General features: G+C 60.4%; 22 protein-coding genes and 1 pseudogene. 10 read left to right on the top strand and 13 right to left on the bottom strand.

Annotated elements, in window-relative coordinates; genetic code table 11:
* Positions 1–105: 105 nt before the first annotated feature.
* Positions 106–813 carry a glutathione binding-like protein gene (locus tag IB250_RS05070; RefSeq protein WP_192343274.1) on the bottom strand — a complete coding sequence of 236 codons (708 nt, stop codon included), beginning with the start codon at positions 811–813 and terminating at the stop codon, positions 106–108.
* 382 nt (positions 814–1195) lie between these two features.
* Between IB250_RS05070 and IB250_RS05065 the strand changes: the two genes are divergently transcribed.
* Positions 1196–1867 carry a histidine phosphatase family protein gene (locus IB250_RS05065; protein WP_412548336.1) on the top strand — a complete coding sequence of 224 codons (672 nt, stop codon included), beginning with the start codon at positions 1196–1198 and terminating at the stop codon, positions 1865–1867.
* Between the two features lie 137 nt (positions 1868–2004).
* On the opposite strand, the gene mnmH is transcribed toward IB250_RS05065, so the two are convergent.
* The gene (gene mnmH, locus IB250_RS05060; protein ID WP_192343273.1) at positions 2005–3108 is read right to left on the bottom strand and encodes a tRNA 2-selenouridine(34) synthase MnmH; all 1104 of its coding nucleotides are present in this window, start codon (positions 3106–3108) and stop codon (positions 2005–2007) included.
* On the bottom strand, positions 3108–4142 hold the full coding sequence (gene selD, locus IB250_RS05055; protein ID WP_192343272.1) for a selenide, water dikinase SelD: 1035 nt from the start codon (positions 4140–4142) through the stop codon (positions 3108–3110). The genes mnmH and selD overlap by 1 nt, the downstream gene beginning before the upstream one ends.
* A gap of 403 nt (positions 4143–4545) precedes the next feature.
* Between selD and IB250_RS05050 the strand changes: the two genes are divergently transcribed.
* From IB250_RS05050 to IB250_RS05040, 3 genes are all read left to right on the top strand, one after another.
* A complete protein-coding gene (locus tag IB250_RS05050; protein ID WP_192343271.1) occupies positions 4546–5502 on the top strand; it encodes a nucleoside-specific channel-forming protein Tsx in 957 nt (318 codons plus the stop codon).
* 24 nt (positions 5503–5526) lie between these two features.
* Positions 5527–6561 (top strand): purine-nucleoside phosphorylase, encoded by a 1035-nt coding sequence (locus tag IB250_RS05045; RefSeq protein WP_192343270.1) that lies wholly within the window; start codon positions 5527–5529, stop codon positions 6559–6561.
* 316 nt (positions 6562–6877) lie between these two features.
* Complete coding sequence (locus tag IB250_RS05040; RefSeq protein WP_008071169.1) at positions 6878–7105, top strand: DUF6555 family protein; 228 nt, start codon at positions 6878–6880, stop codon at positions 7103–7105.
* A 70-nt stretch (positions 7106–7175) separates the two neighbouring features.
* Here IB250_RS05040 and IB250_RS05035 read toward each other — a convergent pair whose 3' ends face one another.
* The 8 genes and pseudogenes from IB250_RS05035 to IB250_RS05005 form a co-directional block, all read right to left on the bottom strand.
* Positions 7176–7340 carry a metallothionein gene (locus IB250_RS05035; RefSeq protein WP_192343269.1) on the bottom strand — a complete coding sequence of 55 codons (165 nt, stop codon included), beginning with the start codon at positions 7338–7340 and terminating at the stop codon, positions 7176–7178.
* 337 nt (positions 7341–7677) lie between these two features.
* Positions 7678–8433 carry a methyl-accepting chemotaxis protein gene (locus tag IB250_RS29000; protein WP_371317174.1) on the bottom strand — a complete coding sequence of 252 codons (756 nt, stop codon included), beginning with the start codon at positions 8431–8433 and terminating at the stop codon, positions 7678–7680.
* Between the two features lie 102 nt (positions 8434–8535).
* Positions 8536–9354 (bottom strand): annotated as a pseudogene (locus IB250_RS28995) (cache domain-containing protein); the annotation flags it as partial.
* Between the two features lie 185 nt (positions 9355–9539).
* Entirely contained in the window at positions 9540–10856 is a 1317-nt protein-coding gene (locus tag IB250_RS05025) for a Na+/H+ antiporter family protein (RefSeq protein ID WP_192343267.1), read from the bottom strand.
* Between the two features lie 416 nt (positions 10857–11272).
* Positions 11273–12586, bottom strand: a complete 1314-nt coding sequence (locus IB250_RS05020) for a sensor histidine kinase (protein ID WP_192343266.1) — start codon at positions 12584–12586, stop codon at positions 11273–11275.
* Positions 12583–13251, bottom strand: a complete 669-nt coding sequence (locus tag IB250_RS05015; protein ID WP_192343265.1) for a response regulator transcription factor — start codon at positions 13249–13251, stop codon at positions 12583–12585. The genes IB250_RS05020 and IB250_RS05015 overlap by 4 nt, the downstream gene beginning before the upstream one ends.
* Positions 13252–13254: 3 nt before the next feature.
* A complete protein-coding gene (locus IB250_RS05010) occupies positions 13255–13575 on the bottom strand; it encodes a PepSY domain-containing protein (RefSeq protein WP_007907721.1) in 321 nt (106 codons plus the stop codon).
* Positions 13575–13880 carry a PepSY domain-containing protein gene (locus IB250_RS05005; protein WP_192343264.1) on the bottom strand — a complete coding sequence of 102 codons (306 nt, stop codon included), beginning with the start codon at positions 13878–13880 and terminating at the stop codon, positions 13575–13577. The genes IB250_RS05010 and IB250_RS05005 overlap by 1 nt, the downstream gene beginning before the upstream one ends.
* A gap of 241 nt (positions 13881–14121) precedes the next feature.
* Here IB250_RS05005 and IB250_RS05000 point away from each other — a divergent pair, with 241 nt between their 5' ends.
* The 5 genes from IB250_RS05000 (at position 14122) to codA (ending at position 19469) form a co-directional block, all read left to right on the top strand.
* Positions 14122–15201: a patatin-like phospholipase family protein gene (locus IB250_RS05000; RefSeq protein ID WP_192343263.1), complete on the top strand. Its 1080-nt coding sequence runs from the start codon at positions 14122–14124 to the stop codon at positions 15199–15201.
* 75 nt (positions 15202–15276) lie between these two features.
* Positions 15277–15633 (top strand): 6-carboxytetrahydropterin synthase QueD, encoded by a 357-nt coding sequence (queD, locus tag IB250_RS04995; RefSeq protein WP_003173033.1) that lies wholly within the window; start codon positions 15277–15279, stop codon positions 15631–15633.
* Positions 15634–15849: 216 nt separating this feature from the next.
* Positions 15850–16674, top strand: a complete 825-nt coding sequence (locus IB250_RS04990) for an alpha/beta fold hydrolase (protein WP_192343262.1) — start codon at positions 15850–15852, stop codon at positions 16672–16674.
* Between the two features lie 265 nt (positions 16675–16939).
* Positions 16940–18211 (top strand): cytosine permease, encoded by a 1272-nt coding sequence (gene codB, locus IB250_RS04985; protein WP_192343261.1) that lies wholly within the window; start codon positions 16940–16942, stop codon positions 18209–18211.
* Positions 18212–18224: 13 nt separating this feature from the next.
* On the top strand, positions 18225–19469 hold the full coding sequence (gene codA / locus IB250_RS04980; protein ID WP_192343260.1) for a cytosine deaminase: 1245 nt from the start codon (positions 18225–18227) through the stop codon (positions 19467–19469).
* A gap of 112 nt (positions 19470–19581) precedes the next feature.
* Here the strand turns inward: codA and IB250_RS04975 are convergent, their stop codons facing one another.
* Positions 19582–20571: a diaminopimelate epimerase gene (locus IB250_RS04975; RefSeq protein WP_192343259.1), complete on the bottom strand. Its 990-nt coding sequence runs from the start codon at positions 20569–20571 to the stop codon at positions 19582–19584.
* A gap of 170 nt (positions 20572–20741) precedes the next feature.
* Here IB250_RS04975 and IB250_RS04970 point away from each other — a divergent pair, with 170 nt between their 5' ends.
* On the top strand, positions 20742–21893 hold the full coding sequence (locus IB250_RS04970; protein ID WP_192343258.1) for an MFS transporter: 1152 nt from the start codon (positions 20742–20744) through the stop codon (positions 21891–21893).
* Between the two features lie 246 nt (positions 21894–22139).
* On the opposite strand, the gene IB250_RS04965 is transcribed toward IB250_RS04970, so the two are convergent.
* Positions 22140–24563 carry a TonB-dependent siderophore receptor gene (locus IB250_RS04965; RefSeq protein ID WP_192343257.1) on the bottom strand — a complete coding sequence of 808 codons (2424 nt, stop codon included), beginning with the start codon at positions 24561–24563 and terminating at the stop codon, positions 22140–22142.
* Between the last annotated feature and the right edge of the window lie 24 nt (positions 24564–24587).

Genomic DNA, 24587 nt, shown 5'->3' with positions numbered 1-24587 from the left:
GTGGGAGCGGGCTTGCTCGCGAAGGCGGTCTATCATTCAATATTGATGTCGACTGCCCCACCGCTTTCGCGAGCAAGCCCGCTCCCACAGGTTCAGTGCGATAAATCAAAGCGGTTGCTTGGGGATTTCCAGCCCGCGAATCACCGCTGGCCTTGCCAGAAAACGCTCCAGAACGCGGGTAACATTGGGGAAATTCTGGATGCCGACCAGTTCGCCGGCTTCGTAGAAGCCGATCAGGTTGCGCACCCACGGAAAGGTCGCGATGTCGGCGATGGTATAGCGCTCGCCCATGATCCAGTCGCGCCCTTGCAGACGGCCATCAAGGACTTGAAGCAAGCGCTTGCTTTCCTCAACGTAGCGATCACGGGGACGCTTGTCTTCGTAGTCCTTGCCAGCGAATTTGTTGAAGAAACCGAGCTGGCCGAACATCGGCCCGATACCGCCCATCTGAAACATCAGCCACTGAATGGTCTCGTAACGCGCCGCCGATTCCTGCGCCAGCAGTTGCCCGCTCTTGTCGGCGAGGTAAATCAGAATCGCCCCGGACTCGAACAGCGCCAGCGGTTGGTCCCCCGGACCGTGGGGGTCGAGGATCGCCGGGATCTTGTTGTTGGGGTTCAGCGAGAGAAATTCAGGGGACAGCTGATCGTTGGTGTCGAAGCCCACACGATGCGGCTCGTAGGGCAGCCCGATTTCCTCGAGCATGATCGAAACCTTGACGCCATTGGGCGTTGGCAAGGAATAGAGCTGGATCCACTCAGGGTATTGCGCCGGCCATTTTCGTGTGATGGGGAATGCAGACAAATCGGTCATAAGGGGCATCCACGGGAAAAACGGAGTGAAGATCATAATGTAGAGCTGCCGAAGGCTGCGATCTTTTGGCGTCCTCAGGGGCGCGCCGAAGAGAAAGATCAACAGATCGCAGCCTTCGGCAGCTCCTACAAGGAGTAAGGTGTGTGCCGCGTCCATAAATCCGCAACATCCAGTCGATAAGCTTTTCCCCAATCCGTTCAAGGTTGCCGTTAAAGTGTCGGGCACCTCACTCGGATCGAACCAAAGGGCTTCAGAGGACTCTGAGCATTGCCCTGTAGGAAACGGATCGGGTCAACGACATGGAATACACCCGATGCTGGGAGCTCGCGGTGTCAAGGTTTGTCAGCCTTAACCGAATACGCTGAAGATGACCTATTCGATGATGAACCCATTGAAATTCGCCAAACGCTTCAGACATCGCGCCTATATCTTCCTGCCCTCCCTGCTGGCGGTCAGCGCGTTGTTTTTGTCGCTTGAATCCAGTGAAAGCCGCGCCCAACCGGCGGACGGCACCCAGACGCTGGTATTCCTGCGCCACGCGGAAAAACCCGCCGGCGGACTGGGTCAGCTCAATTGTCAGGGGTTGAATCGCGCCATCGACCTGGCCACCTTGTTGCCGGAAAAATTCGGCAAGGCCAACTACGTGTTCGCCGCCAACCCGACACGCAATGTCGAGGAAGGCGAATTCGATAACTCCTACAGTTACATCCGCCCCCTGATGACCATCAGCCCCAGCGCGATCAAGCTCGGCTTGCCGGTGAACATCGAATTCTCGGCTAACGACACCAGCGACCTGGCGGATGAACTGCTCCACGACAAGTATCACAACTCGGTCATTTATACGGCCTGGTCCCACGGCTACCTGCCTGAGCTGATAAACAAAGTCGCGGGGGAAGCCGTCGGCAAAAAACAGAACATTACCGATGACTGGGAATCGAGCGATTACGACTCGCTGTACGTGCTCACACTGACCTGGCACAACGGCAAGGCCAGCCTGAAGAGCCACAGCTACAAGCAAGGTCTGGATAACGGTCAGGAGACCTGTCCGACGTAAGTGGTCGGGCGCTTGTCAGGGCCTCATCGCGAGCAGGCTCGCTCCCACATTTGATCTTCAGTGAACACAGATTCTGCGTACTACCGAGATCCAGTGTGGGAGCGAGCCTGCTCGCGATGGGGCCGGCAAAAACTACATTATCCCCGCTGATTACCCCGCTCCCGCAGGTATTCAAGCACCGCCCCCCGCTCCCCGACAAACTCGATCCGCGAACCCTTCTTCTCCCGCTGAAACGCATACATCGGGTCGTAATATTCGCGCAGCAACCCTTCGATCCAGCCTCGGTGCAAATCCACCGCTCCGCTGTTCGCCTGTTCTGCCAGCGCATCATCCATCAAGGTCAACATCCGCTGATGGCGTTCGCCGCCCAGCCTTTTCTGGACATTGTTCAGGCTCGCCAGCAAACGCTCGGAAAACAGCGCGAAGCCTTCATCGCCATGCACATCGATGAACTCGGCGCACAAATCCACCACGTAATCACGCAGGATCCGTTCGACACGCCCTTCCAGGCTGTCCTCCAGCCAAACCATCGGAAATTGCTGCATGCCCTGATACAGCGGCAACGGCAAGGCGCAACTGCCGACCATGCGGCTCTCGTCTTCCAGCACGAACTGTTCGATACCGCGGGCACGCTTCTTCAGCACATCCACGGCCAGGCGGTTTTCAAAGTCGATGTTGGAGGGTTGGCCGGTGGCGCGTTTGCCGAAGCTGGAGCCGCGATGATGGGCGTGGCCTTCAAGGTCCAGCCCATTGCTCAATTGCGTGAGTACCTCAGTCTTGCCGGTACCGGTCATGCCGCCCAGCAAAACGAAATCGCACTGGGCAATGGCCTGATCGAGCGTGTCGAGCAAGAAGGTGCGCATGGCTTTGTAGCCGCCACCGACCCGCGGATAGTCGATGCCCGCTTCGTCCTTGAGCCACTGCTGAACGATCTGCGAACGCAAACCGCCGCGAAAACAATACAAATACCCATCTGGATGCGCCCGGGCAAAATCGGCCCAGGCCTGGATGCGCTCGGCCTTGATCTCGCCGGCCACCAATTGATGTCCCAGCGTGATGGCGGCTTGCTGACCTTGCTGCTTGTAGCAAGTGCCGATCCGTTGCCGCTCGAGGTCATTCATCAGCGGCAGATTGACCACCCCAGGGAATGAGCCCTTGAGGAACTCGACCGGCGCGCGGGTATCCATCATCGGCCGGTCATTGAGGAAGATGTCGCGGTAATCGGTGAAATCGATGGACATCAAAACACCTCTACCGCGCTAGTCTGTCGCTCAACCAGTTCGCCGATCGGCTCAAGGGTCAGGCCGAGCTCGGCTGCCACCATCAAAAACTGTTCATTGCCCTCAGGCGTGACCGCAATCAGCAGGCCACCGCTGGTCTGCGGATCGCAGAGTACGCGTTTGTGCAACTCCTGGAGCCGGCCGACCTTGCTGGCGTAGCTGTCGAAATTGCGTAGCGTGCCACCGGGCACGCAGCCCTGATCGAGGTAATACTCGACACCCGGCAGGCGCGGCACCCGGTCGTATTCGATGCGGGCAGTCACGTTGCTGCCGTCGGCCATCTCGACCAAGTGACCGAGCAAGCCAAAACCGGTTACGTCAGTCATCGCGGTCACACCGTCGAGTTTGCCGAAACGGCTGCCGGGTTTGTTCAGGGTGCACATCCAGTCGCGGGCCAGGCCGATGTCGGCATGGCGCAACTTGCCCTTCTTCTCGGCCGTGGTGAGGATGCCGATGCCCAAGGGTTTGGTGAGGTACAGCAAGCAACCGGCAGTGGCGGTGTCGTTGCGCTTCATGTGGCGCTTTTCCACCAGCCCGGTAACGGCCAGGCCGAAGATTGGCTCTGGCGCGTCGATGGAATGGCCACCGGCCAGTGGAATCCCCGCCTCGTCGCAGACCGAACGCCCGCCACGAATCACTTCCCGGGCAATCTCCGGCGCCAGCACATTGACCGGCCAGCCGAGGATCGCAATCGCCATCAACGGATCGCCACCCATGGCGTAGATATCGCTGATGGCATTGGTGGCGGCGATACGGCCGAAGTCGAACGGATCGTCGACGATCGGCATGAAAAAGTCGGTGGTCGATACCACACCGCGTTCTTCGTCGATGGCATACACCGCCGCGTCATCGCGCGAGGCGTTGCCGACCCAGAGTTTCGGGTCCAGGTTTTGTGCGCCGCTGCCGGCCAGAATCACCTCCAGCACCTGGGGCGAAATCTTGCAGCCACAGCCTGCGCCGTGGCTGTATTGGGTCAGACGAATCGGCTCGCTCATCGGGGTACCTCATGAAGTCAATGCCGAGGATTCTACAGCAACCCCATTTTGTAGGAGCTGCCGAAGGCTGCGATCTTTTGATCTTGATCCTCGGCAGAGTTGAAATCGCCCAAAGTCAAAAGATCGCAGCCTGCGGCAGCTCCTACAGGGAGCAGTCGACACCACTTTGGTGCATATACCGCCAGATCCTTTTCGCCCTGAATATCACTCGTTCTGCCCCTCCCTCCGAATTCCTTGACCGAAAGGACAGTTAAACCGTTAATTCCTTAGATTTTTCCGTGCCTTGAACAAAACTGGTATGCCTTGTGCAAACGTTTGCGAGTCGCCGATACCGGCCTGTTCGCCACCTATCTGCGCCCCCCCGCACCATCGGGCTTTCGATCCGCACGAAAAGGGACTTTTAATGCATTGCACCTCCAATCGCGTGACTTGCTCACGCACTTTTGCTGTTTCCTTGCTGCTGGCCAGCGTTACAGGACTACTCAGCAGCCACGTTTTGGCCCAACCGGCCACCGCCGAAGAATCCGCCCAAGGCGAAGCCCTCAGCCCTGAAGCCAGCCCGCCGAAAAAAGGCGCCTACCTGTCGGACTGGTTCAACCAGGACCTGACTGTCATCGGCAGCAAAGACATCAGCTTCGGCCCGCAACCGGCCGACGATATCTACCTGGAATATGAATACTTCGGCCGCAAGGGCCCGTTTGAGTTGTACGGCTACATCGACATTCCAAAGATCTTCGACATCGGCAACAGCCATGACAAAGGTGTCTGGGACCACGGCTCGCCGGTGTTCATGGAGCACGAACCACGGATCTCCATCGACTACCTGGCCGGCCGCAGCCTGGCCGTCGGGCCGTTCAAGGAGTGGTACGTGGCGTTCGACTGGATCTACGACCACGGCAGCAACAGCGCCAACCGCGCAAACACGCTGTACAGCGGCTTGGGCACCGACATCGACACCCATTCGCGGGTCAACCTGTCGGCCAACTTCTATGGTCGCTACCAATGGGAAAACTACGGCGCCAGTAATGAATATTCGTGGGACGGCTACCGCGCCCAGCTCAAATACATCGTGCCCATCAGCAGTTTCAGCAACGGCGCTTCGTTGACCTACATCGGTTTCACCAACTTCGACTTCGGCTCCGACCTGCACAAAGACAACCCCGCGCGCACCGCCAACGCCACCGTTGCCACCAACGTGTTGCTTTACGCCTTCACCCACGTGCGCTTCACCCTGGTCGGCCGTTACTTCCACAACGGCGGCAACTGGGACGACGGCAGTGAATTGAATTTCGGCGACGGTGACTTCCGCGCCCGTTCCAACGGCTGGGGCTACTACGCCGGTGTCGGTTATCAGTTTTAAGGCTCATTTGAATAAGGAGGTTTTATGAAGGCAATGACCCGTTTTTCCCTGTCCGTCGGTTTGGCCATGAGCACCCTGCTCTCTTCTTCTGCCTGGGCGGTTGACACGCCGATCCAGCCGAAAGTGATGCTGATCACCATGTTCGCCCCCGAGGCGCAGAACTGGATCGATCGCCTGGAGCTCAAGCAAGAAGTGCGCGTACCGGGCCTGTCCGCCGAGTACCCGAATATTCGCTGCAATACCCGACAGGTATGCCTGATGGTCACCGGCATGGGCCAGACCAATGCCGCGGCCTCGACCCTTGCCCTGGCGCTGTCACCGAAATTCGACCTGCGCAAAAGTTACTTCCTGATCGCCGGGATTGCCGGCATCAGCCCGCACCACGGCACCATCGGCACCACCGCGTGGGCGCACTACCTGGTGGAGTTCGGCACCCAGTGGGAGCTGGATTCCCGGGACGCGCCGAAAGACTGGCCGACCGGTTACCTGGGCATCAACACCAAAGGCCCGAACGAAAAACCACCGCTGGACTACAAGACCGAAGTGTTCGAACTCAATCCGAAGTTGCAGGCCAAGGCGTTCGCCCTGAGCCACAAGGTTCAGCTGAGCGAGAGCAAGGAATCAGCGGCATGGCGCTTGAAATATCCGTCGGCCCCGGCCAATCAGCCACCAGTAGTGACCCAGTGCGACACGCTGGCGGGCAATACCTGGTTTTCCGGGACGCGCTTGAGTGAGCGCGCGGAAGTCTGGACCAAGCTGTTGACCAATAACGAAGGGGTGTATTGCACGACTCAGCAGGAAGACAACTCCACCTACGAGGCGCTGCTGCGCGCCAGCCGCGAGGGGCTGGTGGACGTCCGGCGTCTGGCGGTGGTGCGCGCCGGTTCCGACTTCGACCGGCCGGCGCCGGGCCAGAGCGAGGTGGATAACCTGCTTAAATATGCCGATCAAGGCGGTTTTGTGCCGGCGCTGGAGAACCTGTACCGCACGGGGAATCCGTTGGTGCAGGAGATTCTGCAGAATTGGTCGGTTTGGGAGAAAGGTGTGCCTGAGGTCTGAGTCCAGCTTCAGTCCGTCATCGCGAGCAGGCTCGCTCCCACAGAGGTCTGTGTTGGTCACAAATCATGTGAGCGGCGCAGATCAACTGTGGGAGCGAGCCTGCTCGCGATAGGGCCAGAACATGCGACAAAGATGCCGACTGGGATGGTTCCGCCGGCGCACCTTGGGCCATAGACTAGGATCATCTGGGGTCAGGAAGGCTCCAGGATCACGAGGCGCCCGGCTGTCGCCAGTCACTGTCACCGTCCGACAATTCGACTGAATTTTCGCCGCGCCTCGTGATCCCTCTATAACTACAGGGAGGAATACGGGTTTTATGAACAACGCAAAACTTTTCGTCATTGAATACACCCTTCATGGCCAGCCCAAGTCTTTCATTATCCGCCTCGACAAAATGGACAATGCAGAGGCTTGGCACTGGGCAAGTTGCGATGCCGGAGTCGGCAGGATCCCGCGCTTTGGCCGTGAGAGGGTGCAGAAGACCAGCAAACCGCTGGCAGAGAAATTCGGCATCGAGAATGTGACCTGGCGACCCGCCAGTTGAGCGTCAAAAAGGAGGGGAAAGATTCAAACCGAAGTGGAGCCTGGACGGCTCCACTTTTTTGGCTGAACGGTCAGTGTTGAGCACACTTGCAGCCTTTGGTGGCGCAGGTTTCGCCGTGTTCGTGATGTTTGGCGCAGGCTTCACAGCAATAGTGCTTGCCGTGACGCGCGATCGGATGTTCGCCCAGTTTGCAGGAACATTTGGGGCAGTCGCAGATACTTTCACTGTCGATCATGAGTCTGACTCCATTGTTGTGGTCGTCAAGGTGCCGCGGGTGCGCGATACCTGAAGCAAATGACCGCTCGTCCCCCAAACGGGTTCAAACAAACCCTTGGACGGTGTTTGCTTACTAATGAGGGTAGTCGCGATGCAGCATCCCGGTAGCAGCTGTCGAGCCTGCGAGGCTGCGTTCGAGGACGAAGTCCTCGCAAATCCTGAGAACGCGGTTTATCTGAAGGCCATCGCTGCCTGAATTAACGACTGCTTCGCAGCCGAACGCAGCCTCGCAGGCTCGGCAGCTGCTACAGATCGCGTTTGACTGGAAGCCCCCCTCGCCATACGAGCAACATCAATCAAATACGGAATTGCCCGACCAGTTGCCCCAGGCGTTGACCGAGGTCGGCCAGGCTGCGCGAGGTCTGGGCGCCGAGTTGGGTTTCGTCGGCGACGCTGTCTACGGCCACGGCGATCTGGTGCACGCTGCGGTTGATCTCTTCGGCCACGGCGGTTTGCTCTTCGGCGGCGCTGGCGATCTGGGCGTTCATCGAGTTGATGGTGCCGATCAATTGGGCCATGGCGTCCAGAGATGCCCCGGCCTCGTTGGCCTGGGCCGACGTGCCGTCGCCGGCCTCGCTGGAGCGGCGCATGGCTTCGACCGCCGATTGGGTGCCGGCCTGCAAGCGGTCGATCATGCTCTGGATTTCCTGGGTGCTGATTTGCGTGCGACTGGCCAATGCACGCACTTCGTCGGCGACCACCGCAAAACCACGCCCGGCCTCACCGGCGCGGGCGGCTTCAATAGCAGCGTTGAGCGCCAGCAGGTTGGTCTGCTCGGCAATCGAACGGATCACCCCGAGCACGCTGACAATCGACGACACGTCTTTCTGCAGGCTGTCGAGCGACACGCCGCTGCTGCGAATGTCATTCACCAACGCATGAATCTTCACAATGCTGCCGGCCACCACACGCTTGGCGGCCTGGCCTTCTTCGTCGGTCTGCTGGGCAGCGACCGCCGCGTTTTGTGCACTCTTGGCCACTTCCTGGGCCGCCGCCGACATTTCGTTGATCGCCGTGGCTACCTGATCGGTTTCGTGACGCTGACGCTCCATGGCCTGATCCGAACGCTGGGCCTGATCGGACACCTGATTCACCAGCCCGGTCAGTTGCGAGGTCATTTCAGTGATCTGCCGTACCAGACCGTGGATCTTGTCGACGAAACGGTTGAACGAGCCGGCCAGTTGGCCGAGTTCATCCTGGCTGGTGATGGTCAGACGCCGGGTCAGGTCGCCCTCGCCCGCCGCGATGTCGTCGAGGTTGGCTTTCATCAGGTTCAGCGGACGCAGAATCGTGTTGGCCAACAGCATTCCGGCAGCCGCGATCATTAGCAGCACCACCACGGCAATCCCGACAATGCTCAGCACCACGCCTTGCATGCGTTCCTGGACCTTGATCTCAACCAGCGCCACTTGCGCTTCGATGCCGTCAAGGTTGACCGAGGTGCCGACCGCCATGTCCCACTTCGACAGGTATTCGGTGTAGCCGAGTTTGGGCACCAGCACTTGGGTGTTACCGGGCAGCGTCGAGCTGTATTGCAGGTAGTGAGTACCGTCCTTGGCGACTTTCACCAGGTCGCGGTTGACGTAGACGCCGTTCGGGTCGCGGTTGTCCTTGAAGCTCTGGCCCACGCCTTCGGGGCTGTTGGCCTTGAACAGGCGCACGGTGTTGGAGTCGTAGCCGAAGAAGTAGCCGTCCTTGCCGTAGGTGATGCTCGACAGCAACTTGATCGCCTGCGCCCGCGCTGCGTCATCGCCGGGAGCGGCCGCGTCGTAGAGCGGTTTGATCGTGGTCATGGCCACGGCAACGTAACTTTGCAGGGTTGCCTTGGCATCGCTGAGCAGGCGCTGACGAGTTTCCTCGACTTCCTTGCGGGCCTGCTCCTGCAGAATGAACAATGTGGTCAGGCTGATGACCAGCGCAAAGAGCAGCACCGGGAGGACGGCAAGGGACAGGACTTTAGCCTTCAGGCTCATGCGCATGACGTTCACTCTTTTGATTTTGTTGGCGTGGTTAAAGGCTATAACGGCAGGCCAATTCAAAAGTTGAACGCGATCATTGTGGGAGCGAGCCTGCTCGCGATGGCGGCGATACCTTCAGCATCAATGTGACTGACAGATCGCAATCGCGAGCAGGCTCGCTCCCACAGGGGTAGTAGCCGTTACAGAACCATCGCCGCCACCCAGCCAAACGCCAGCAATGGCAGGTTGTAGTGCAGGAAGGTCGGGACCACGGTGTCCCAGATGTGGTGATGCTGGCCGTCGATGTTCAGACCGGAGGTCGGGCCCAGGGTCGAGTCCGACGCGGGTGACCCGGCGTCGCCCAATGCGCCGGCGGTGCCGACGATGCTCACGATGGCGATCGGGCTGAAGCCCAGTTGCACGCACAACGGCACGAAAATCACCGCCAGAATCGGGACGGTGGAAAACGACGAGCCAATGCCCATGGTCACCAACAGGCCCACCAGCAACATCAGCAGCGCGCCAATGGCTTTGCTGTGGCCGATCCACGAGGCCGAGGTTTCGACCAGCGTTTGCACTTGCCCGGTGGCTTTGATCACTTCGCCAAACCCGGACGCCGCGATCATGATGAAGCCGATCATCGCCATCATCTTCATGCCTTCGGTGAACAGATCATCGGTGTCGCGCCATTTGACGATGCCCGACACCGAAAAGATCAGGAAGCCCACCAGCGCCCCGATAATCATCGAGTCCAGCAGCAACTGAACAATGAACGCGGCGGCAATCGCCAGACCGGCGATCACCAGGCTCATGGGGTTGTACTGCACCGCGACCTGTTCAACCTGCTCGATCTTTTCCAGATCGTAAACGCGCTTCTTGCGATAGCTGATGAAGGCTGCCGCGAGACCAAAAACCATGCCCAGCGCCGGAATGCCCATGGCATGGGTGACGTTGATACCGCTGATGTCTACCCCGCTACGGGCGACGTTGGCCAGCAGGATTTCATTGAGAAAGATGTTGCCGAAGCCCACGGGCAGGAACATGTACGGCGTGATCAGACCGAACGTAATGACGCAGGCAATCAAACGACGGTCCAGTTGCAGTTTGGTCAGCACATATAACAGTGGCGGCACCAGCAACGGGATAAAGGCGATATGAATCGGCAAAATGTTCTGGGAGGCGATGGCCACCACCCACAGCAGGCCGATCAGCAGCCATTTGACGTTTCCGCCACCGTTGGCGTGCTGGCGATCGACCATAGCCAGGGCCCTGTCGGCCAGCGCATGGGCCAGGCCGGACTTGGCGATGGCCACCGCGAACGCGCCGAGCAAGGCATAGGACAACGCAACCGTCGCCCCGCCGCCGAGGCCGCTGTTGAAAGCTTTAAGGGTCGCGTCGATGCCCAGACCACCGGTCAAACCACCGACCAGCGCCCCCACAATCAGCGCGATCACCACATGCACGCGGGACAGGCTGAGTATCAGCATGATGCCGACCGCGGCAATTACTGCATTCATTGTTGTTACCTCAAAGCAGCGCGGTGAGGCAATCACCGCCAAACGGAATGAGTCCGGCCGGCCGTCTGTATGAGCGCCGCCAGCGGATTAGGAGAAATGGGTTTTATTAGAGGGCGCGCACTGTGCCGGACCGCTGCCGCCTTGTCAAAGCCAACGCCAACCCCTGTAGGCGCTGCCGAAGCCTGCGATCTTTTGATTTTCAACGACATTGATATTGACTGTACCGCCGCTATCGCGAGCAGGCTCGCTCCCACAGGGTTAGCGGTTATCCGCAAAATTTGCAGGCGATACAGATCCAATGTGGGAGCGGGCTTGCCCGCGATGGCGTTGTGTCAGGCGATATCGATGTTGACTGTGCCGCCGTCTTCGCGAGCAAGCCCGCTCCCACAGGTTAAGCAGTGTTCTTTGGATCGGAGTCAGCGTTTGGGCAGTTCGATCGTGACTTTCAACCCTTCCCACTCGCTTTCCTGCAACTTCAACACCCCGCCCCACGTATCGACGATGTCGCGCACGATGCCCAAGCCCAAGCCATGCCCATCCGTCTGTTCATCCAGCCGGGTACCGCGGCTGAACACCTGAGTGCGCTGCTCTTCGGGAATTCCCGGCCCATCGTCTACCACGCTCAACTCAAACCCTTCAGCCGTTTCGACCACGCTCAGCCGCACCTCGGCATCCGCCCATTTGCAGGCGTTGTCCAGCAGGTTGCCGAGCAACTCCAGCAAGTCTTCGCGATCCCACGGCAGTTGCAAACCGGCAGGCGCGCGGTAGCTCAAGTCGAGGTGTTCGCCGTGGATCATGTTCAACGTGGCTAACAACCCCGGTAGCTCGGCATCACAATCGAACAACGCTCCCGGCAGTGCATCCCCGGACAGCCGGGCGCGGTTAAGTTCGCGATTGAGCCGTTGCTGAACCTGTTCCAGTTGCGCCTGCATGACTTTGCGCAACTGCGGGTGAGCATCGAGTTTTTCGCTGGAAGCCAGGCTCAACAACACCGCCAGCGGGGTTTTCAAGGCATGGCCGAGGTTGCCCAAGGCGTTGCGTGAACGCTTGAGGCTGTCTTCGGTGTGGGCCAGCAAATGGTTGATCTGCGCCACCAGCGGTTCCAGCTCCAGCGGTACTTCTTCGTCGAGTTGCGAACGCTGGCCCTGCTGCAATTGGGCGATTTGCTCGCGAGCCTTTTCCAGGGGGCGCAAGGCGCGGCGCACGGTGATCCGTTGCAATAGCAAAATCAACAACAGCCCCGCCAGCCCCAACCCCAGACCGACCTGCTGCATGCGCCGAAAGCTCTCGCGCACCGGGGTGTAGTCCTGGGCGACGCTGATGGAAATCGCTTGGCCCAACCGGCGATAGTCCGAACGCAACACCAACAACTGCTGGCCTTCCGGCCCCAATTGCAGATTGCTATGCAGGCCAGGATGTTCAAGCTGCGGAAGCTCCTGATCCCATAACGAGCGGGAGCGCCAATGGCTGTTGGCGAAATCGATACGGAAGTAATGCCCGGAGAACGGTCGCTGATAGGCTGGCGACAAATGCCGCTCATCCAGTTGCAAACCCTGCGGCCCACGCACCAGCGCCACCAGCAGGTTTTCGCTGTCGTTGCGCAACCCGTCTTCGAGGTAGCGTTGCAACCCCATTTCGAACAGCCACAGGCTGGTTTGCGCCAGCACCAGGCCGACGATCACCATCACGCTGATCAGGCCCAGGCTCAAGCGGCGCTGGATCGACTTCACTGGGCTTGCCCGCCGAACAGGTAACCCTGACCGCGACGGGTTTCGATCACGCCGCGGCCGAGCTTGCGTCGCAGGTGGTTGACGTGAACTTCCAGCACGTTGGAATCGCGCTCGGTTTCACCGTCGTAGAGGTGTTCAGCGAGGTGGCTTTTGGAAAGGATCTGTTCAGGGTGCAGCATGAAATAACGCAGCAGGCGAAACTCGGCGGCGGTGAGCTGGATGTCCGCACCGTCGCGGGTCACGCACTGGCGACCTTCATCCAGATGCAAACCGGCGGCCTTGAGCGTCGGCTGATTGGCGTGACCGTGGGAGCGGCGCAACAATGCCTGGACTCGCAGGTGCAGTTCTTCGGGGTGAAACGGTTTGGGCAGGTAATCATCAGCACCGGCCTTGAGGCCTTCGATCCGCTCGGCCCAGGAACCGCGCGCGGTGAGGATCAGCACTGGCGTGGCCAAGCCGCCGGCCCGCCATTGCGCCAGCACGTCGAGCCCCGGCAAACCCGGCAGTCCGAGGTCGAGAATGATCAGGTCATAAGGCTCGCTGCTGCCCTGATACACCGCATCGCGGCCGTCGGCCAGCCAGTCCACGGCGTAACCCTGCCGGTTGAGGCCGGCCATCAATTCGTCGGCCAGCGGCACGTGGTCTTCCACCAGGAGCAAACGCATCGGTCAATCTTCCTTGTCTTTCAGTAAGTGGCCGGTGGTGGCGTCGAGGTCCAGCTCGCGCACCACGCCTTCGGTGGTCAGCAGCTCGACCTCATAAATGTAGACGTCGTGTTTTTCCTCAAGCTCGGCTTCCAGCAGCTTGGCCCCGGGATAGAGGTCCAGCGCTTGCTGCAAGAGCTGCTCCAGCGGCAGGATCACACCTTGTTGGCGCAGGCGCAGGGCCTCGTCCTGATCCAGGTCGCGGGCCATGACCACCGAGCAAAAAGCCAGGAGCGCCAGCGCCATTCGGCTGCTGGCGCGGCGATTTAAAGAAAACACCTTCATTACGTATCCTGATGATCCTTGAGAACCTGCCCGCTGACAGCGTCCAATTCCAGGCCCCACTCAAGGCCCTGCGGGTCGCGCAGTTCCACCTGGTAGATGTACTTGCCGTACTCTTCTAGCTCGGTTTCGCTGATTTTGGCGCCGGGGTGTTTGGCCAATGCCGTGGCGTTGAGCTTCTCGAAGGACACAATGGTACCAGCGTCGCGCAGTCTCAGGGCTTCGTCGGGGCCGAGGTCTCGCGCGTGGGCGATGCTGGCAGTCATGGCGATGATGGAGGCGGTGAACAGGGCAGTCAGGATTTTCATGGGTGTCTCCGTATTTTTTTATGTGTTGCTACGAGAGCTACCTTAGTGATTCGAACTTAACTGAAACTGAATTGCCATCATTGGGAATAGCACCACGATATCGCAGCCATACACAAAACCTGTGGGAGCGGGCTTGCTCGCGAAGGCGGTTCAACATTCAGCAAAAATGTCGACTGTTACACCGCTTTCGCGAGCAAGCCCGCTCCCACATAATCGCCGCCTGCCAGACATCGAGACCGGTATGACCGCGATCCATATCAAGTTCCCTTCCCTGACGCTCAAGGCCGGCCCGCGAGCCTTGGCGCGCATCCGTGCAAATGGCTTGAGCGCCGCCGATGTGGGCACGTTGCCGGGCGCCGCCGGTGGCCCGAAGGCGTTGGGGATTCAGGGGCTGGATCTGGCGCTGTTCGGCGAATGGCTGCCGGCGGCGCCCCGGGAGCGTTCGCTGATCGGCGCCTCGGTGGGTTCCTGGCGGTTCGCCAGCGCCTGCCTGCCGGATGCCGCCGAAGGCATCCGCCGCCTCGGTCATCTGTACACCGAGCAGAATTTCGCCAAGGGCGTGACCATGGCGCAGATCAGCCAGAGTTCCCGGCGCATGCTCGATGACTTGCTCGACGGCCGCGATGCCTCGATTCTGGACAACGCCCACTACCGACTGAACATCATGGTGGTCAAAAGTCACGGCCTGCTGGCGGACGATCATCGCGGTCGACTGGGGCTGGGCCTGTCATCGGTGATCGCCGACAACCTGCGCGGGCGCGCGCGGCTGTCGCGGCATTTCGAGCGGCTGATCCTCCACGACCCGCGTCTGGCGCCACCGGTCAACGCGCTGAATGACTTCCCGTCGCGCTTCGTTGCGCTGGATGCCGGCAACCTGCGCCAGGCCCTCCTCGCCTCGGGTTCGATCCCCATGGTCATGCAAGGCGTGCGCGACCTGCCGGGTGCCGGTGACGGGACGTTTCGCGATGGCGGACTGCTGGACTATCACCTCGACTTGCCCTACAGCGGCAATGACATCGTGCTGTATCCGCACTTCACTGATCGAGTGATCCCCGGCTGGTTCGACAAGACGCTGCCGTGGCGCCGCGCCTGTCCTGCGCGCTTGCAGGATGTTCTGTTGCTGGCGCCATCAAAGGAATATCTGTCGCGCCTGCCCTACGGCAAACTGCCGGACCGTAACGATTTCAAGCGCTTCATGGGCGACGCCCCGAGCCGGCAGAAATACTGGCGCACGACGATGGATGAAAGCCGCAGGCTGGGTGACGAATTCCTCGAACTGACCGCCAACGGTCGCCTCGGCGAGCGCTTGCTGACCCTTTAGTCAGGACAAGCTGTTAAACTCGCCGCCTGCCCGAATCGCTGCGGCGAACGCCACCTGAACAGAGCTGAAAACACTGTGGAAATCTTCAAGGAATTTACTTTCGAATCCGCCCACCGCCTGCCCCACGTGCCGGACGGCCACAAGTGCGGTCGCCTGCACGGTCACTCGTTCAAAGTGGCGATTCACCTGAGCGGTGACCTCGATCCGCACACGGGCTGGATCCGCGACTTCTCGGAAATCAAGGCGATCTTCAAGCCGCTCTACGAGCGTCTGGACCATAACTACTTGAACGACATTCCCGGCCTGGAAAACCCGACCAGCGAAGTGCTGGCCAAGTGGATCTGGAATGAATTGAAGCCCCTGCTGCCGGAACTCAGCGCGATTCGCATCCACGAAACGTGCACCAGCGGTTGCATCTATCGCGGTGAGTAAACCGATCTAAAGACAACAAAAATCCCCTGTGGGAGCGGGCTTGCTCGCGAAGGCGGCGGCACAGTCAACATCGATGTCGCCTGACACGACGCCTTCGCGAGCAAGCCCGCTCCCACAGGTGGAACTGCGTTTCGTCAGTGAATAATAAAACAGCCTTCAATGGCTGTTTTTTTATGCCTATGCTTCTTGGCTCGCACATGCCAAGAGGACGCTCCCATGGCTGACTGGCCGCTGGCTCAGACCTATCGCTTCAACGGGCATTCCGTGCGCTACGCCGTGCGTGGCGACGGGCCGCCGCTGGTTTTCGTGCATGGCACGCCCTTCTCTTCTTATGTATGGCACCGGATTGCGCCGCACTTCATCACCACGCACCGGGTGCACTACTTCGATCTGCTGGGTTACGGGCAATCCACTCAGCCGGACGGCGATGTGTCGCTGGGCGTACAAAACCAGCTGTTGGCGCAATTGCTGGAGCACTGGGGCCTGCAACGGCCAGACGTGGTGGCCCACGATTTCGGCGGCGCCACTGCGTTGCGCGCGCATCTGCTCAATGGCAAGGATTACCGCAGCCTGACGCTGATCGATCCAGTGGCGCTGTCGCCCTGGGGTTCGCCATTCGTGCAGCATGTGCGTCAGCATGAAGCCGCATTCGGCGGCTTGCCCGATTACATTCAGCAGGCGATTGTGCCGGCCTATATTCGCGGCGCGATCAAGCGCGAGATTCCCGATCAAGAGCTGGCGCCCTATGTGCGGCCATGGCTTGGGGAACCTGGGCAAGCAGCGTTCTATCGGCAGATCGCGCAGATGGATGAACGTTATACCCGCGAGGTCGAAGGGCTGTATCCGACGGTTCGCTGCCCGGTGCAGATTCTTTGGGGAGAGGACGATCAGTGGATTCCCATCGAGCGCGGCCGGGCGCTGCAACAGATGATTGCGGGGTCGCAGTTTCATGCCATTGCCAATGCCGGGCATCTGGTTCAGGAGGATGCGCCGGAGGTGATTGTGGCGGCGCTGCTGCGGTTTTTGCCGTTGGCCGGTTGATGATGATCGTTCCCACGCTCTTCGTGGGAATGCCTCAATGGACGCTCTGCGCCCGCCTCGGAAGGGACGCGGAGCGTCCCGCGCTGCATTCCCACGCAGAGCGTGGGAACGATCAACAAATGTTCCAATTTGACTCAACCCCGCACCGCTTTCGAGCCCTCTGCGGGCCAACTCCGTCGGCTTGGCTATAAATAACTACGCCACCCCACGCTTGGCACGACCACTGCAACACCCCCCGCGTCCTCCATCCAGCAAGGAACGCCATATGACGCAGAACGATTCGGGCAACGATTACCCCCTCAGCGAAGTCCCGATGCATGCCCGCAAGGGACTCGCCTCCACCGCCATGGTGCTACTGGGTTTTACCTTCTTCACCGCGACCATGTTTGCCGGTGGCAAGCTTGGCGTGGCGTTCAGTTTCGGCGAGATGATGGCGGTGATTATCGTCGGCAATCTGCTGCTGGGAATTTATGCTGCGGGGCTGGGCTATATCGCCTTCAAGAGCGGCCTGAACTCGGTGCTGATGGGACGTTTCTGCTTTGGTGAAGTGGGCAGCAAACTCAGCGACCTGATCCTCGGTTTCACCCAGATCGGCTGGTATGCCTGGGGCACCGCGACGGCGGCAGTGGTGCTGGGAAAATATTTCGAACTGAGCGAGGGCACGGTTCTCGGGTTGATGGTGCTGTTCGGCCTGGGCTTCTGCGCCACGGCGTACATTGGCTATCGAGGGTTGGAGATTCTGTCGTACATCGCCGTGCCGGCCATGATGTTGCTGCTGATGCTGTCGATGTGGGTCGCCACGGTGAAGGTCGGCGGTCTCGAGGGCTTGCTCGCGGTGGTTCCGACCGGAACGCTGGATTGGTCGACCGCCATTACCCTGGTGTTCGGCACATTCGTCAGCGGTGCGACGCAAGCCACCAACTGGACACGCTTCTCCCGTTCGGCGCGGGTGGCGGTGCTGGCGAGCCTGATCGGCTTCTTCGTCGGCAACGGTCTGATGGTGTTGATCGGTGCCTACGGCGCCATCGTCTATCAGCAACCGGATGTGGTCGAAGTGCTGCTGTTGCAAGGCTTCGCCATGGCCGCGATGGCGATGTTGCTGCTCAACATCTGGAGTACTCAGGACAACACCATCTACAACTTCGCCGTCGCTGGCTGCAACCTGCTGCGCACCGACCGTCGAAAAACCGTGACCCTGGCCGGCGCGGTGATCGGCACGCTGCTGGCGCTGCTGGGCATGTACGACATGCTGGTGCCTTACCTGATTCTGCTGGGCACGGTCATTCCGCCGATTGGCGGGGTGATCATGGCGGACTTTTTCTTTCGCTATCGGGGTCACTATCCCCGCCTGGCGGATACACAATTGCCCGCGTTCAACTGGTCTGGCCTGACTGCCTATGCGGTCGGCACGGTCGCCGCCTTCAACTCGCCATGGGTCGCGCCGCTGGTAGGGATTGCCGCTGCCGCGCTAACGTATGTGTTATTGACCGGCGTACTGGGTGCCCGTACCGCCGACGCGCCACTCCAAGATCTATAAGAAGGATTGCCTGATGCACATCATCAACGCCCGTCTGCGTAACCAAGAAGGCCTGCATGAGTTGCACCTGGAAAACGGCCTGATTCACAGCATCGCCCGGCAAACCGAAGCCCCGTCACTGGGGCCTGACGACCTGGACGCCGGTGGTAATCTGGTGGTGCCGCCCTTCGTCGAGCCGCACATTCACCTCGACGCCACCCTGACCGCCGGCGAGCCGCGCTGGAACATGAGCGGCACGCTGTTCGAAGGCATCGAGTGCTGGGGCGAGCGCAAGGCGACCATCACCCAGGAAGACACCAAGACCCGCGCCAAGAAGACCATCCAGACCCTCGCCGCCCACGGCATTCAGCATGTGCGTACCCACGTCGACGTCACTGACCCGGAGCTGACGGCGCTCAAGGCGATGCTTGAAGTCCGCGAGGAAAGCCGTCATCTGATCGACCTGCAAATCGTCGCGTTCCCCCAGGAAGGCATCGAGTCGTACCGCAACGGTCGGGAGCTGATGGAAGAAGCGATCCGCCTGGGCGCCGATGTGGTCGGGGGCATTCCGCATTTCGAGTACACCCGGGATCAGGGCGTCAGTTCGGTGAAGTTTCTCATGGACCTGGCCGAGCGCACCGGTTGCCTGGTGGACGTGCATTGCGACGAAACCGACGACCCGCACTCACGCTTCCTTGAAGTGCTGGCCGAAGAGGCCCGCAGCCGCGACATGGGTTCGCGCGTCACCGCCAGCCACACCACGGCCATGGGCTCCTACGATAACGCCTACTGCGCCAAGCTCTTTCGGCTGCTCGGGCATTCGGGGATCAGCTTTGTCTCCTGCCCCACCGAAAGCATTCACCTGCAAGGACGCTTCGACAGCTTCCCGAAACGCCGCGGCGTGACCCGGGTGAATGAGTTGCTCGAAGCGGGGATGAACGTGTGCTTCGGCCAGGACTCGATCGTCGACCCGTGGTATCCGTTGGGTAACGGCAACATTTTGCGGGTGCTCGAGGCTGGATTGCACATCTGCCACATGCTCGGTTATCGCAATCTGCAAAGTGCGCTGGATCTGGTGACCGACAACAGTGCCAAGGCCATGAATCTGGGTGATCGCTATGGACTGGAACAAGGGCGACCGGCGAATCTGCTGATTCTGTCGGCGGACAGCGATTATGAGGTGATTCGCAGCCAGGGTTTGCCGCTGTATTCGGTTCGCGAGGGTAAGGTGTTGATGAAGCGGCAGATGCCGGTGGTGGAATTCAGTGGTCTGAGCTGAAACATCGTTGAATGTGATGGCCCCTTCGCGAGCAAGCCCGCTCCCACAGTGGATTTGTGATCGACGCAAAACTACTGTGAGAGCGGGCTTGCTCGCGAAGGCGATCTTGAATTCAACCCATCAACCGCGCCGTACCAAACAACCTCACCCGGCTCAACTCGCCCTCCAACTCCTCCAGCAGAATCGGCGCCGTACCGCCAGGCATGACCACCTTCACTTCCCCCGTCGCCACCCAACCCACGCGCCACGCCGCACACGCCACCGCACTGGCGCTGGTGCCCGACGAGGCGGTCGGCCCTTCGCCACGCTCGAACACCCGCGCAACGATTCGGCCCTCGGACTCAAGCATCGCCCATTGCAGGTTCACCCCTGCCGCGCATGGCTGCCCTGCCCCGGTCGGCATGGCATAGGCAATACGCATCAAGCCTTGCGCCAATGGCGGCTCACGCATCTGCTCATTGCTCGGCAACGCGTCGGCATTCGCCAGCAGCGTCACGCAATGCGGATTGCCGATGCGCACAAACTGGCTCCGGTTCCAGACAGGATCAAGCGCTGACAACGGCTGCACATGGCTGACTTCACGATCATTCAGCGTCACGCGTTCAACCTCGCGCGCACCCACCGCTTGCGGCCCGAACGAAGGCTTTCCCAAATCCAGCCAGAACCCTTGCACACCATCGATTTCAGCGGGTTTCACTGAAGTCTCCAGCGGCGAAACCGCATCGCTCTTGTCGTGATGAACCCGCAGCTGACAGGCTTCTTCCGGCATCAGTCCTTGTTCACTCAGGGCCTGGGAAAAAATCGTCAGGCCATTGCCACTGCGCTCGGCCAGGGTGCCGTCGGTATTGACGATCAGCAGGTCAAACGGCGGCGACGATTGAAACGGCCCCACCAGCAGACCATCGCAACGATGCGCCTTGCTACCGGGCGGCTGTGTACCCGGGGTCCAAGCACAGAACGCCTCGATGGCCGACATTGCCCAGGCCTCACGGGTCTGCGCGGCATGGCTGGCCAGCGCAGGCAATTCAACTCCGTTACCGCGCACGTTGTCAGGCGTCACCACCGCATAGATATTGCCCCGGGCATCGTACATCCGCGTCATGGCGCCTCCTCTCTATGAACAATTGATGTGTCGACGATATCGCGAAACAGCGGCTGGCTGTGCAAGGATGTCACCCTGCCTGACTGCGGCCCCACCCGGACGTGATGATCGAACCCTTTGTGGTTGTTCACTGTCCCTTGGGGACGCGACGTTTTTTGCCAAGGATCGATATGACCAGCCTCAACACCCAAGCCACCTTCGTCCCCGGACGTCTGGAACAGATGTCCACTCGCATCGCTTTCTTCATCGCTGGCTTCGGCATCGCGGCCTGGGCGCCGCTGGTGCCTTACGCCAAGGCACGGGCCGGGCTGGATGAAGGCACCCTTGGGCTGTTGCTGTTGTGCCTGGGGGTGGGCTCGATTCTGGCGATGCCGATGGCCGGGATTCTGGCGACGCGCTTCGGCTGCCGTCGGGTGTTGAGCGGCGGCACCTTGTTGATCTGTGCGGCGCTGCCGCTGTTGGCGACGGTGTCTTCGATTCCGGCGTTGATCGCCGCGTTGTTCATGTTCGGCGCGGGCCTGGGCACGGTGGATTCGACGGTGAACCTGCAAGCGGTGATCGTCGAGCGGGCCAGCGGCAAGAACATGATGTCGGGGTTTCATGGGCTGTTCAGCCTCGGCGGGATCGTCGGCGCGGCGGGTGTCAGCGCCCTGCTCGGTTTGGGTTTTTCGCCGCTGGGGGCGATGTTGGTGGTGATCGTGATTCTAGTGCTGGCATTGCTTAAAGCCGCGCCGCACCTGTTGCCTTACGGCAGTGAAAGCTCCGGCCCGGCATTCGCCGTACCCCATGGCATCGTGCTGTTTATCGGCGGGATGTGTTTCATCGTGTTCCTGGCCGAAGGCGCTGCGCTCGACTGGAGCGCGGTGTTCCTGGCGCAGGAGCGCGGGATCGACACGGCGTATGCGGGGCTGGGTTATGCGGCGTTTGCGCTGACCATGACCGTCGGGCGCTTGACCGGCGACAGGATTGTTCGGCGTCTTGGTTATACGCGGGTGATTGTATTCGGTGGGCTGACGGCCGCGGCGGGCCTGGCACTGGCGACATTTGCCCCGAGCTGGGAAGCGGCACTGGTGGGTTATGCGTTGCTGGGGGCTGGTTGCTCGAACATTGTGCCAGTGCTCTATACCGCCGTGGGCAAACAGACCGTCATGCCGGAAAGCATTGCCGTGCCGGCCATCACCACTCTGGGTTATGCAGGGATTCTCGCCGGGCCTGCGGTGATCGGCTTTATCGCCCATGGCAGCAGCTTGAGTTTTGCCTTTGGGTTGATGGCAGTGTTGCTGGTGGCCGTGGCGATTGGCGGGAAGGTGTTGAAGGTTTAAAAGCTTCGCGGGCAAGCCTCGCTCCCACAAGGGCCTTCGGTGAACACAGCATTGGTGTACGACACAAATCCAAAGTGGGAGCGGGCTTGCTCGCGAAAGCGTTGTGTCAGGCGACGGCTTTATCGGCTGGATGTCCGTCTTCGCGAGCAAGCCCGCTCCCACAAGGATCTTCAGTGAACACAGATTTTGTGTACGCAAAAAGTCATGCGGGAACGGGCTTGCCCGCGATGAAGTCAACTCGGTCTATCAGAACCCGACGCTGACCTGCACAAAGAACGTACGCGGTGCGCCGACGTACATCCCCGAGTTGTTGTCGCTGGAGCGGGTGAAGTACTGCTTGTCGAAAATGTTCTTCACCCCTGCCCCGACTTTCAGGTTCGACAGTTGCGAGCCGAAGTCATACCCGCCACGCACGTTCCAGGTGACGTAACCCGGGATGTCGCCGTACTGGCCGTCTGCTGAACCTTCGGTGATGTAGTTGCCGCTGAAGCTGCCATCAGCGTTCACCGCGGTGCCTGGCGAGCGCTGTTTGGACTGGGCAAAGGCATCGAGGTTGTAGGTCCAGCGGTTGATGTCGTAACGCAGGCCGGCGGTGGCCACCTGACGCGAGTAGAACGGCAGGTCACGGCCCTTGAAGCCTGGAATCTCGCCTTCATAAACGGCGCGTGTATAGGTGAAACCGGCGTTGGCGGTCAGGCCGTCGAGTCGTGGGTCCAGCGCCGCCATGTCGTAGTGCACCGAGGCTTCCAGGCCCTGGTGCGTGGTGGCGCCGAGGTTGGTCCAGCCCACATCATTGCTGATGTATTGCAGTTCCTTATCGAAGTCGATGTAGAACAGCGTCACTTCCCCGCCCCACACGTCATCGTTGTAGCGCGTACCGATCTCGTAGGTCTTGGCCTTTTCCGGGTTCAGGCCGTTGGCGGTGTTGTCACCCGAACCACCCTGACCGAGCTGGAAATATTGCAGGCTGCCGAAAGAAGTTTCGTAGTTGGCGAACAGCTTCCAGGCCTCGGACATGTGATACATCACGCTCAGGGCCGGCAGCGGTTCGTTGCTGTCGATGCTGCGGCGCTTTTCCTGCACAGGTTTGCCAGCGGTGTCGAGAACCGGCCGATCGTGCCATTCGGTACTGATGCTTTCAAAACGGATGCCGGGGGTCACGGTCCAGTTGCCGACGTCGATCTTGTCATCGATGTACACGGCATGGGCTTCGGTGCCGCCGGTACGATCCTGGAACACATGGCCATCGGAGGTTCTGGTGACCACCGGCTGATTGTTCACCAGCGCCAGGCGGCTCGCCTCTTCATGCATGCCCTCTTTCAGGTAGCGATAACCGACGCTGGCTTCCTGAGTGGTCGGGCCCAGATCGAATACATGGGACACCCGCGGTTCGATGCCGAAGGTGTAGTAAGTGCGCGGATAAGAGCTGAGGGTTTTCTGGTCGCGTGCGGCGATGGTGCTGCCACGGAAGCTGTCGGAATAGTAGGTCAGCACTTCGGCCTGGGTGCGGTCGTCGATCTGCCGAATCCACTTGAAGGACACGTCCTTGCGGCGGCCGCTGAAGTTGTCATGGTCACGATCGGACTGGAACGGATCGGCGTCGTACTGCTTCTGCGTCAGGCCGCCGGGCATGTCGGCGCTGGCGTCGTAGTAATGGAAATTGAGGCTGAAATCGTCCTGATCGGTGGGTGCCCAATGGGTCTTGAGGATCACGTCGTCGATGTCATTGCTGTTGTTGCTTTTGCGATAACCGTTGCCGTTCACCCCGGAATACAACAGCGCCACGCCCATGCCGTTATCGGCGGTGCCACCCAGAAACGCGGTGTCGATGTGTTTCCAGCCGCCGCGCTGGGTGGTTTCCAGGGTGGTGCCGATTTCGCCGGTGGCCTTCTCCGGGATCGCGCGGGTAACGAAATTGATCACGCCACCGACGTTCTGCGGCCCATAACGTACGGAACCGGCGCCGCGCACCACGTCGATGCTGTCGAGGTTGCCAGAGGAAATCGGCGCCATGGACAGCTGCGGTTGGCCATAAGGGGCGAAGGCGGCCGGCACGCCGTCGATCAGTACGGTGGAGCGTGGCGACAGGCGCGAGGTCAGGCCGCGCACGCCAACGTTCAGGGAAATATCGCTGCCGCCGGTGCCGTTGGCGTCCTGCACTTGCACGCCGGGTACGCGACGCAGCACGTCACCAACGTTCATCGCGCCCTGCTCGACCATGGCTTCACGACGGATCACCGTGCGTGCGCCGGGATGGTTTTGCACCACAGCCGCGTCGGCATCACCGAGCCAGTCGCCGACCACTTTGATGTCGGTCACGCCCAGCTCCAGCGGGCCGTTGGCGGCGGAAGTCGGGGCTGGCATCAGCGTTACCGAGCCTTCATCGATCTGGTATTGCAGACCGCTGCCTTGCAGTAATTCGCGCAAGGCTTGTTCCGGCGAGAGATTACCGTCGACTGCCGGGGCTTGTTTGCCGGCCACCAGTTCCGGGCTGAAAAAAACCTGCAGCGAGGTTTGCTGGCCCAGCTGACTCAAGGCCTGGCCCAGTGGCTGCGCCTGAATATGAATGGCATCGGCGGCGAACGCCTGGGGCAGCGCTGAGCTGACCGCCAGGGCAAGCGCGAGGGGCAGCCAGGATGATTTGTTATTTTTAGCGGTGGTTTTCTTCACGTCGAACGTTGTCCTGTGGATCGC

The organism is Pseudomonas sp. PDM09, from assembly GCF_014852305.1.
Classification (GTDB): Bacteria; Pseudomonadota; Gammaproteobacteria; order Pseudomonadales; family Pseudomonadaceae; genus Aquipseudomonas.
This window is presented reverse-complemented; position numbering and strand designations above follow the sequence as displayed.

Excerpts from the sequence above, each read along its gene's own strand:
- IB250_RS05070 (WP_192343274.1), bottom strand. The coding sequence starts at position 813 with ATGACCGATTTGTCTGCATTCCCCATCACACGAAAATGGCCGGCGCAA.
- IB250_RS05065 (WP_412548336.1), top strand. The coding sequence starts at position 1,196 with ATGAACCCATTGAAATTCGCCAAACGCTTCAGACATCGCGCCTATATC.
- mnmH (WP_192343273.1), bottom strand. The coding sequence starts at position 3,108 with ATGTCCATCGATTTCACCGATTACCGCGACATCTTCCTCAATGACCGG.
- selD (WP_192343272.1), bottom strand. The coding sequence starts at position 4,142 with ATGAGCGAGCCGATTCGTCTGACCCAATACAGCCACGGCGCAGGCTGT.
- IB250_RS05050 (WP_192343271.1), top strand. The coding sequence starts at position 4,546 with ATGCATTGCACCTCCAATCGCGTGACTTGCTCACGCACTTTTGCTGTT.
- IB250_RS05045 (WP_192343270.1), top strand. The coding sequence starts at position 5,527 with ATGAAGGCAATGACCCGTTTTTCCCTGTCCGTCGGTTTGGCCATGAGC.
- IB250_RS05040 (WP_008071169.1), top strand. The coding sequence starts at position 6,878 with ATGAACAACGCAAAACTTTTCGTCATTGAATACACCCTTCATGGCCAG.
- IB250_RS05035 (WP_192343269.1), bottom strand. The coding sequence starts at position 7,340 with ATGATCGACAGTGAAAGTATCTGCGACTGCCCCAAATGTTCCTGCAAA.
- IB250_RS29000 (WP_371317174.1), bottom strand. The coding sequence starts at position 8,433 with ATGGAGCGTCAGCGTCACGAAACCGATCAGGTAGCCACGGCGATCAAC.
- IB250_RS05025 (WP_192343267.1), bottom strand. The coding sequence starts at position 10,856 with ATGAATGCAGTAATTGCCGCGGTCGGCATCATGCTGATACTCAGCCTG.
- IB250_RS05015 (WP_192343265.1), bottom strand. The coding sequence starts at position 13,251 with ATGCGTTTGCTCCTGGTGGAAGACCACGTGCCGCTGGCCGACGAATTG.
- IB250_RS05010 (WP_007907721.1), bottom strand. The coding sequence starts at position 13,575 with ATGAAGGTGTTTTCTTTAAATCGCCGCGCCAGCAGCCGAATGGCGCTG.
- IB250_RS05005 (WP_192343264.1), bottom strand. The coding sequence starts at position 13,880 with ATGAAAATCCTGACTGCCCTGTTCACCGCCTCCATCATCGCCATGACT.
- IB250_RS05000 (WP_192343263.1), top strand. The coding sequence starts at position 14,122 with ATGACCGCGATCCATATCAAGTTCCCTTCCCTGACGCTCAAGGCCGGC.
- IB250_RS04990 (WP_192343262.1), top strand. The coding sequence starts at position 15,850 with ATGGCTGACTGGCCGCTGGCTCAGACCTATCGCTTCAACGGGCATTCC.
- codB (WP_192343261.1), top strand. The coding sequence starts at position 16,940 with ATGACGCAGAACGATTCGGGCAACGATTACCCCCTCAGCGAAGTCCCG.
- codA (WP_192343260.1), top strand. The coding sequence starts at position 18,225 with ATGCACATCATCAACGCCCGTCTGCGTAACCAAGAAGGCCTGCATGAG.
- IB250_RS04975 (WP_192343259.1), bottom strand. The coding sequence starts at position 20,571 with ATGACGCGGATGTACGATGCCCGGGGCAATATCTATGCGGTGGTGACG.
- IB250_RS04970 (WP_192343258.1), top strand. The coding sequence starts at position 20,742 with ATGACCAGCCTCAACACCCAAGCCACCTTCGTCCCCGGACGTCTGGAA.